This is a genomic window from Streptomyces sp. FH025 (assembly GCF_017427025.1).
In the GTDB taxonomy this organism is placed as follows: Bacteria; Actinomycetota; Actinomycetes; order Streptomycetales; family Streptomycetaceae; genus Kitasatospora.
The window spans coordinates 1-8,128 of the sequence record NZ_JAFLNG010000340.1; the positions used below are offsets into that span (position 1 = coordinate 1).

Sequence of the window (8,128 nt, forward strand, 5' to 3'; positions counted from 1 at the left end):
GGTACGGAAAAGGAAAGTCGATGAGAGCACGCATCCCCCGCCTGATCGCCCCGGCCGCGCTGGCCGCCATGCTCACGGTGCTCGCCGTACCGGCCTCGGCCCAGGCCGAGCAGCGGAGCACCAGCCACACGCTGCCGGCCGGTACGCGCTTCTACGTGGACCCGGACACCGACGCCGCGAAGCAGTCCCTGCGCTACCTGAAGGACCGCGACTTCGCCGGCGCCACCGCCATGGCCAAGCTCGCCAGCTGGCCGCAGGCCACCTGGTTCACCGACGGCACACCCGCCGAGGTGGAGACCCAGGCGCGGTCCCTGGTCCGCCGTGCGGCCCGCACGGGTACCGTCCCCGTCCTGGTCGCCTACAACGTGCCGCTGAGGGACTGTTCCCAGTACTCCAGCGGGGGCGCGCAGTCCGACGCGGAGTACCAGGCCTGGATCGCGGCGCTGGCGCGCGGCATCGGCAAGAGCAAGGCGGTGGTCGTCCTCGAACCCGACGCCATCGCCAACCTGCCCTCCGACTGCTCCCCGACCAGCGACCCCACCGGCGAGCTCACGGCCGGACGCTTCGCCGACCTCCGCTACGCGGTCGACGTCCTGGAGCGGCAGCCGAACTCGGTGGTCTACCTGGACGCGGGCAACAGCCACTGGCAGAGCGTCGGCAACGCGGCGCAGCGCCTGCTGAAGGCCGGCGGTGACCGGGCCCAGGGCTTCTCCCTGAACGTGTCCAACTTCTTCGCCACCGACCTGTCCAACCGCTACGGCACCTGGGTGTCGAAGTGCCTCTGGTACGCCACCAAGGGCCCGGAGGCCGCGCGCGGGCACACCGAGCAGTGCGCCGGGCAGTACTACTCGCCGACCGCCCCCAACGACGGGCAGCCGGGGAACGCCGTCGACGCGGACGACCCCAGCACCTGGCACTGGACCGACCAGTGGTTCCAGCAGAACGTCGGCACCCCGCCCGAGAAGGAACTGGCCCACTTCGTCGTGGACACCAGCCGCAACGGGAAGGGCGGCTGGACCCCGCCGCCCGGCACGTACGCGGGCGACCCGCAGACCTGGTGCAACCCGCCCGGACGCGGCGTCGGAAACCGGCCCACGGCCGACACCGGCACCCCGCTCGTGGCCGCCTACCTGTGGATCAAGACCGTCGGCCAGTCCGACGGGCAGTGCAACCGGAGCATCCCCGGCGGCACGATCGACCCGGAGTACGGCGTCGTCGACCCGCCGGCCGGCACCTGGTGGCCCGAGCAGGCCCGCACCCTGGCGCAGAACGCCCAACCGGCCCTGACCTTCGCCCCCGGCGTGCGACCGCGCGGCTGACAGGGGCGCAGAGCCGAATGGTCCGGCCCCGTCCGGCGGGACGGGGCCGGACCATTCACCCACCGAGGGGCGGGTCGTTCCCAGCCTCGCCATGAGGGGCGCGCCGCGTGACGGCCCGTCCCTCCGCCGTGGTTCGGGGAGATCAGGCGCAGACGCCGCCGTTGAGGGTGAAGCGGGTGGGTGCCTCGTTGGTGCCCGAGTAGGTCGCCTGGAAGCCGAAGCTCGCGGTGGCGCCCGGTGCGAGGGCGCCGTTCCAGCCCGCGTCGCGGGCGGTCACCGCGCTCCCCGACTGGGTCACGGCGGCGTTCCACGCGGTGGAGATCCTCTGGTCACCCGCGAAGCTCCAGCCGAGCGTCCAGCCGGAGACCGCCGACGTCCCCGTGTTCTTGGGATGGGAGCCCTGACGAGAGGTCAAGGGCGCGGCTCGTAGTCGAAGCGGTCGAAGTGGACGGTGCCGCTCGCGGCGTACATGCCGATGACCCGGCCGGTGAATCCGCCGGCCACCTCGGTGGACAGGTAGCGGCCGTCGAGGGTGGCGAGCGCGGTGAACGTGCCGTCCGCCTCCTCGATGCCGAAGGAGAGGGTGTCCGGACCGCTCCGCGGCTCGCGCGGGGGCGCCGGGTCGATGTCGACACCGAGTTCCACCGGCCCGGCGGGCACCGGTGCGGAGGCGACCTCGGTGCGCACGGAGCCGATCCGGGCGAACACGGTCACCTGGCCGGCGGCCGCCTCGATCTCGTAGTGGTGCTCCTCGTCCAGCCGGACGGCCAGGCCGCCGCGGCCGTCGGCGGGGTCGACCAGGGTGCGGGCCCGGCAGGAGAGGTGCTGCTGGCGGCGGCCGACGAACACCGCGTCGGGCTCGTCCAGAGAGGCGCCGGCGGCGCGCAGGGTCAGCCAGCCGGATCGTTCCTTCGTGGTGCACAGCTGCTCCGGGCGCTCGCGCACCGAGATCCACTGCGGGTGCAGTTCGGCCTGGTCGAAGTCGTCCCGGGCCGGTACGGCGGCAGCGGGGTGCAACGGCCAGGCCGGGACGGGTAGTTCGGTGGTGAGCTCGCCGACGACCGGCCAGCCGTCCACCCACTCGACCGGCGCGAGGAAGGTCTCCCGGCCGAGCACGTGCCAGCCGGGGGTGCCGCCGCGCGGCCGGACGCCCAGCAGCACCATCCACCAGGAGCCGTCCGGGGCCTGGATCAGGTCGGCGTGGCCGGTGTTCTGGATCGGGCGCGGGGTGCTGCGGTGGGTCAGGATCGGGTTGGCCGGGCACGGCTCGAACGGGCCGGCGGGCGTGCGGCCGCGGGCGATGGCCACGCCGTGGCCGCGTTCGGTGCCGCCCTCGGCGATCAGCAGGTACCAGTAGTCGCCGATCCGGTAGAGGTGCGGCGCCTCGGGGGCCTGGGTGCCGGGGGTGCCGGACCAGAGCCGCTGCGGCTCGCCGAAGGTCTCGCCGGTCGTCGGGTCGAGGCGCATCTGAGAGATTCCGGCGACGGTGCACCAGCAGGTGCCGTCCTCGTCCCAGGCGAGGTCAGGGTCGATGCCGGGCACGCCGGGCAGCCGGACCGGATCGGACCAGGGCCCGGCCGGGTCGGTGGCGGTGAAGAGCATGTTGCCGCCGTCGCCGACATTGGTGACGATCAGCCAGAAGCGGCCGTCGTGGTGGCGCAGGGTCGGCGCGTAGATCCCGGCGGAGGAGGGCATCTCGCGCGGCAGGCGCAGCTGGCTCGGCCGGTCCAGGGCGTTGCCGATCTGGGTCCAGTTGACCAGGTCGCGGCTGTGGAAGACGGGGACGCCGGGGAAGTACTCGAAGCTGGAGCAGACGAGGTAGTAGTCGTCGCCCACGCGGCAGACGCTGGGGTCGGGGTGGAAGCCGGGGATCACCGGGTTGGTGACGGTGCCGCTGGGCTGGGGCCGGTCTGACACGTGGTCGGTTCCTGATTCGTGAGGAGGCGGTTCGCGTTGGAGCTGGTGCCCCGGGCCCTGGGGAGCCCGGGGCACCACCGGTTCGAGGGTCAGCCGATCGCGCAGGCCGCGCCGTTGAGCCAGAAGGCGGGCGGATTGGCGTCACTGCCGGACCAGGTGGCCGAAACCCCACTGGGCGCTGGGGCGACCCGGCCGCCGAGCTGGTCTCGCTGGCCTTCGGCGGCGACACCGGCCCGGACAGCGACCTCGCCGCCGGCTACACCGAAGACGGCGGCAACCTCGACTCCACCCCCGCCCTGCGGCACCGAGTGGCGCTCTACCAGCTGTACTTGGGCCTGCTGCTCGTCGTGGAGTGCGCCCCGCGCGGCTATGCGGGGGACCACCTCGCCTTCTGCCGCCGGATGCTCGCCGAGGCCGCCGCCCGGCTCCGGGCACCGGGATGGGGCGGGCGCGCGAGGGCCGGGCCCTGCCTCGGGCGTGTCGAACACGCCCCAGGCACGACCCGGCCGGGTCGCGAACTCCGCTCAGCGGGCGCCGAGGAGGTGCTCCAGGGCGAGCTGGTCCAGCTGCTCGAAGGCCATGCCGCGCGCGGCCGCGGCGTCGACGTCGAACTCCTCGAAGGCGGAGCGGTCCGCCAGCAGCCCGGCCAGGCCGTCCCCGGCCGTGGGCAGGGCCAGTTCGGGCAGCCGGGAGGCGGCGAGCGCGGCCTCGACCTCCGGGTCGGCCCGGAAGGCGCGGGAACGCTCGGCCAGCAGCAGGTAGTTGCGCATGCAGCCGGCCGCCGAGGCCCAGACGCCGTCGAAGTCCTCGGTGCGCGGCGGCTTGAAGTCGAAGTGCCGCGGGCCGTCGTAGCCGGCCGACTCCAGCAGGTCGACCAGCCAGAAGGCCTGCCGCAGGTCGCCCGCGCCGAAGCGCAGGTCCTGGTCGTACTTGATGCCGGACTGGCCGTTGAGGTCGATGTGGAACAGCTTGCCGTGCCACAGGGCCTGGGCGATGCCGTGCGGGAAGTTGAGCCCGGCCATCTGCTCGTGGCCCACCTCCGGGTTGACGCCGACCCGCTCGGGGCGCTCCAACTCGTTGATGAACGCCAGGGCGTGGCCCACCGTGGGCAGCAGGATGTCGCCGCGCGGCTCGTTGGGCTTGGGCTCGATCGCGAACCGCAGGTCGTAGCCCTGCTGCTCGACGTACTCGCCCAGCAGGTCGAAGGCCTCCTTCAGCCGGTCCAGCGCGGTGCGCACGTCCTTGGCGGCGCCGGACTCCGCGCCTTCGCGACCGCCCCAGGCGACGTAGACCGAGGCGCCGAGCTCCGCGGCCAGGTCGATGTTGCGGATCGTCTTGCGCAGCGCGTAGCGCCGTACGTCGCGGTCGTTGGCGGTGAAGGCGCCGTCCTTGAAGACGGGGTGGGTGAACAGGTTGGTGGTCGCCATCGGGACCTTCAGCCCGGCGGCGTCCAGCGCGGCGCGGAAGCGCTTGACGGTCTGCTCGCGCGTGGCCTCGCCCGCGCCGAAGGGGATCAGGTCGTCGTCGTGGAGGGTGACGCCGTAGGCGCCGAGTTCGGCCAGCCGCTGGACGGTCTCGACCGGGTCGAGGGCGGGACGGGTCGCGTCGCCGAAGGGGTCGCGCCCCTGCCAACCGACGGTCCACAGACCGAAGGTGAACTTGTGCGCGGGCGTGGGGGCGAGCGGGTCACTGGACATGGAGCGGCTCCGGATCAGTGCCGAGGGAGTGTTTGTAATGACTCTCAACAAACTAGTATGCCGACAGCTGAGAAGGAAACCCCCCGGAGGAACGCATGGCTGAGCAACGTGTCGTGATCGGCTTCGACAGCTCGACGCAGTCCACCAAGGCCCTCGCCGTCGACCTCGACACCGGCGCCGTCCTAGGCCAGGGCCGCGCCCCGCACACCGTCAGCACGGGCGCCGGCCGCGAGAGCGACCCCGAGCAGTGGTGGCGGGCGCTCGGCGAGGCCGCGGCGGCGACGGGCTGGGCGGACCGCGCGGCCGCCGTCTCGATCGGCGGCCAGCAGCACGGTCTGGTCACCCTCGACGCCTCCGGGGCGCCGGTCCGCCCCGCGCTGCTCTGGAACGACGTCCGCTCCGCCCCCCAGGCCGCCGAGCTGCGGACCGCGATCGGCGCGGCGGAGCTCGCCCGCCGCACCGGCAGCGTCCCCACCGCCGCCTTCACCGCCCCCAAGTGGGCCTGGCTGCGCGCCAACGAGCCCGCCGCCGCCGAGCGCGTGGCCGCCGTCCGGCTGCCGCACGACTTCCTGACCGAGCGGCTGACCGGCGAGGCGGCCACCGACCGGGGCGACGCCTCGGGAACCGGCTGGTGGGGGCCGGACGGCTACGACAAGGACGTCCTCGACCGCATCGGCCTCGACCCGGCCCTGCTGCCGCCGGTCCTCGCACCGGGAGCGCAGGCCGGCGTGATCCGCCCGGGCACGCCGCTGCGGGCGGGGACACCGGTGGCCACCGGCACCGGCGACAACATGGCCGCCGCCCTCGGGCTCGGCCTGCTCCCCGGGCAGCCGGTGCTCAGCCTCGGCACCTCCGGCACCGTCTACGCCGTCGGCCGGCAGCGGCCGGTGGACCCGAGCGGGACGGTCGCGGGCTTCGCCGACGCCCTCGGCGGCTGGCTGCCACTGGCCTGCACGCTCAACTGCACCCTCGCCGTCGACCGCTTCGCCGTGCTGCTCGGCCGCGGCCGCGACGAGGTCGAGGAGGGCGGCACCGCCGTCGTCCTGCCGTACCTCGACGGTGAGCGCACACCGGACCTCCCGCACGCCTCCGGCCTGGTCCACGGGCTGCGCCACGACACCACGCCGGGTCAGCTGCTCCAGGCCGCCTACGACGGCGCCGCCCACGCCCTGCTCGCCGCGCTGGACGGTGTGCTGCGCGCGGGTGGCGCCGACCCGGCGGGCGACGAACCGCTGCTGCTGATCGGCGGTGGCGCCCGGGGGCGGGCCTGGCAGCGGACCGTGCTGCGGCTCTCCGGCCGGGCCGTCCAGGTGCCCGACGCGCAGGAACTGGTCGCGCTCGGCGCCGCCGCCCAGGCCGCCGCGCTGCTCACCGGTGAGCCGGCCGACACGGTGGCCCGCCGCTGGCGCACGGCCCACGGCCCGGTGCTGGAAGCGGTGGAGAAGGACGAGGAGGCGCTGACGCGGATCGGCGATACCCTGCGTCGGGCCGGGGCCTTGCAGGGCGCTCCGGCCGAGGACCGGTAGGAGGAGCAGCGCGTGACGGTGGTCGGCAAGGCGAGCAGGAGTGCTTCGATCGGGCCCGCGTCGCTACAGGACATGCGGCGGCAGAACCTCGCGGTGGTCCTCGGCGCGGTCGCCGCGCACAGCCCGCTCTCCCGCGCGGACGTCTCCGGACGCGTCGGGCTGACCAGGGCGGCCGTCTCCTCGCTGGTCGACGAGTTGATCGGGCGCGGCGCCGTGACCGAGGCGGCGGCCGCCGCCAGCGGACGCCCCGGCCGACCCGGACGGGCACTGGCCGTGAACGGCGAGGGCCCGGCGGGCCTCGGCCTGGAGATCGGCGTCGGCCACCTCGGCGCGTGCGTGGTGGACCTGCGGGGCGAGCCGCGCGTGTGGCGCCGGGAGGAGCGGGCCAACGCGGGCCGCCCGGCCCGGGAGGTACTGGCGGAGGCCGCCGCGCTGGCCGCCGCGGCGCAGGCCGAGGCCGCCGCCCTCGGGCTGCGCGTCGAGGGCCGGATCCTGGCCGTGCCCGGGGTGGTCCCGAACGAGCCCGGCGGACTCGTCGAGGGCGCGCCCAACCTCGGCTGGCACGGTGTCCGGCTGTCCGATCACTGGCCGGACGCGGACACCGTGCCCGAACCGGAGAACGAGGCCAACCTCGGGGCGCTGGCCGAGTACTGGAACGTCGGGAAGCCTGCGGAGACCTTCGTGCACGTCTCCGCCGGAGGTGGGATCGGCGCGGCCCTGGTCATCGGCGGGCGGCTGTTCCGGGGCGCCCGGGGCTTCGCCGGTGAACTCGGCCACCTCCCCGTCCAGCCGGACGGCCCCGAGTGCGCCTGCGGCGCCCGCGGCTGCCTGGAGCAGTACGCGGGCGAGGCGGCCGTGCTGCGCGAGGCCGCCCTCGCACAGCACGGCCCGGGCGAGGCGGTCGCCCTGCTGGCCGAACGGGCGGGCGCCGGGCACGCGCCGACCCTGGCGGCGCTGGACCGCGCGGGGCGTGCCCTCGGCCTGGCCCTCACGTCCGCCGTCGACCTCATCGACCCGGACGCCCTCGTCCTCGGCGGCGCCTACGCCGAACTCGCCGACTGGCTGCTGCCGTCCGTACGCGCCGAGTTGGCCGCCCGGGTCACCGTGCGGCCCTGGGCCCCGGAGGCGCTGCGCACGTCCGCCCTGGGCCGGCGCGGACCGCTGCTGGGCGCGGCGCTGACGACGGTCCGCCGGATCATGGCGGACCCGACCCTGCTTCCGGTGGTGTGATCCGGGGCCCGGTGCGCGGTCAGTCGTGCTCGACCACGACCATCGGGAGGCAGCGGGGTTCTCGACGGACGGGTCCAGGAAGTGGCGGTCGTAGTCCTCCAGCGAGCGGATCGAGGCCCAGGCACCGGCGTCCAGCCCGGTGACGGTCACCCGGAGGTAGCGGGGCAGGGCCGTGAACATCCGACGGCCGGTCCCGGTTCGCCGAGGGTGTCGCGGAGCCACTGCTCCACCCCGGCGACGTGCACGGTCGCCCAGGAGTGGGCGAGTTCCGGGCGCCGGCCGGCGATGGCGTCGAAGATCGCGCGGTGCTGCTGGCGGGTCCGGTCCGCCGCGCCCTCCTCGGTCATGACCGAGTACGGCGGCAGCGCCTGCGCGCCGGCCGTGCCCTGCCGCGGCGGTGGGCTCGGCCCCGGGGCGTCGGCTGCTCGGCGGTGATCAG

The 8,128-nt window shown here is 74.9% G+C and carries 7 protein-coding genes and 1 pseudogene; 3 read left to right on the forward strand and 5 right to left on the reverse strand.

The genetic code is table 11. The features are described 5' to 3' along the window. The first annotated feature begins 20 nt into the window (after nucleotides 1-20). Nucleotides 21-1,319: a glycoside hydrolase family 6 protein gene (locus J0670_RS22760; protein ID WP_207813503.1), complete on the forward strand. Its 1,299-nt coding sequence runs from the start codon at nucleotides 21-23 to the stop codon at nucleotides 1,317-1,319. Nucleotides 1,320-1,461: 142 nt separating this feature from the next. Here the strand turns inward: J0670_RS22760 and J0670_RS22765 are convergent, their stop codons facing one another. From J0670_RS22765 to xylA, 4 genes are all read right to left on the reverse strand, one after another. Then, complete coding sequence (locus J0670_RS22765) at nucleotides 1,462-1,734, reverse strand: cellulose binding domain-containing protein (RefSeq protein ID WP_243437378.1); 273 nt, start codon at nucleotides 1,732-1,734, stop codon at nucleotides 1,462-1,464. After that, nucleotides 1,731-3,236 carry a glycoside hydrolase family 43 protein gene (locus tag J0670_RS22770; protein ID WP_207813504.1) on the reverse strand — a complete coding sequence of 502 codons (1,506 nt, stop codon included), beginning with the start codon at nucleotides 3,234-3,236 and terminating at the stop codon, nucleotides 1,731-1,733. Before J0670_RS22770 ends, J0670_RS22765 begins: the two co-directional genes overlap by 4 nt. A gap of 89 nt (nucleotides 3,237-3,325) precedes the next feature. Next, nucleotides 3,326-3,619 carry a hypothetical protein gene (locus J0670_RS22775; protein ID WP_207813505.1) on the reverse strand — a complete coding sequence of 98 codons (294 nt, stop codon included), beginning with the start codon at nucleotides 3,617-3,619 and terminating at the stop codon, nucleotides 3,326-3,328. A 141-nt stretch (nucleotides 3,620-3,760) separates the two neighbouring features. Next, nucleotides 3,761-4,933 (reverse strand): xylose isomerase, encoded by a 1,173-nt coding sequence (gene xylA, locus J0670_RS22780; RefSeq protein ID WP_207813506.1) that lies wholly within the window; start codon nucleotides 4,931-4,933, stop codon nucleotides 3,761-3,763. 95 nt (nucleotides 4,934-5,028) lie between these two features. Here xylA and xylB point away from each other — a divergent pair, with 95 nt between their 5' ends. Continuing rightward, nucleotides 5,029-6,459 (forward strand): xylulokinase, encoded by a 1,431-nt coding sequence (xylB, locus tag J0670_RS22785; RefSeq protein ID WP_207813507.1) that lies wholly within the window; start codon nucleotides 5,029-5,031, stop codon nucleotides 6,457-6,459. Nucleotides 6,460-6,531: 72 nt separating this feature from the next. Next, complete coding sequence (locus J0670_RS22790) at nucleotides 6,532-7,689, forward strand: ROK family transcriptional regulator (protein ID WP_207813508.1); 1,158 nt, start codon at nucleotides 6,532-6,534, stop codon at nucleotides 7,687-7,689. Nucleotides 7,690-7,835: 146 nt separating this feature from the next. Here J0670_RS22790 and J0670_RS22795 read toward each other — a convergent pair. Further along, nucleotides 7,836-8,128, reverse strand: a pseudogene (locus J0670_RS22795) (hypothetical protein); the annotation flags it as partial.